Annotated in this window: 2 protein-coding genes; both read right to left on the bottom strand. The window is 33.1% G+C overall.

Features of this window, described 5'->3' with window-relative positions:
• A partial coding sequence (locus A3854_RS06845) for a hypothetical protein (RefSeq protein WP_141081833.1) occupies positions 1-210 on the bottom strand: 210 nt, incomplete at its 3' end.
• Between the two features lie 186 nt (positions 211-396).
• On the bottom strand, positions 397-614 hold a 218-nt coding region (locus A3854_RS09640), incomplete at its 5' end, for a hypothetical protein (RefSeq protein WP_180378648.1).

Here is a 614-nt window from a genome sequence, read left to right as displayed (position 1 = left end):
TAGAGTTAGAGTGTCTTTACCTATTAAGGTTATATCTTTACCATCAGTTTGAGTTATTGTTACTTTAGAGTCAGAACCCTCTGTAACTATCTTTTCACCTTGGTATACAATATCTCCTACACTTAATTGTCTTACCTCTCCTGTTAAGTCATTAAGTGCTCTTGCTATTCCTCCGTTTACGCTTTTAACTACTCCGGCTTCTTTAGCCATCATATTCTCCTTATTGTTTATAGTATTTTAAATTTTGAATGAATTATATAAATTTTAGAAGGGCTTGTCTATTGTACTGGGGTACAATGGGGAGTGCTTAACGAGAAAAAGACAAACAATTATAAAAATTTAATGATAAGAAAGAATATCCCAAAGGAATTTCCTTTGGGATTAAAAGTCTAGATATTAAAGTACGTGTATTTGGTCTTGAACTTCGATTGTAGTTGTACCACTAGTATAAGTAGTATAACCACCAGAACTAGCACCTTTAGTCCAACTACTTCCAAGAGTAAGCTCATCGTTACTATCACCATCTATTTTTAGCTTATTCTCATTACTATCACGTAATATATCTTGAACATTGCTAGCTGTAAGAGATAAGGTTGTCTTTTCTCCATTAGTCA

This window comes from Campylobacter concisus (assembly GCF_002092845.1).
Taxonomy (GTDB): Bacteria; Campylobacterota; Campylobacteria; order Campylobacterales; family Campylobacteraceae; genus Campylobacter_A; species Campylobacter_A concisus_AQ.
The sequence above is the reverse complement of the archived record's forward strand: the minus strand, read 5'-3'. Positions and strand labels throughout refer to the sequence as shown.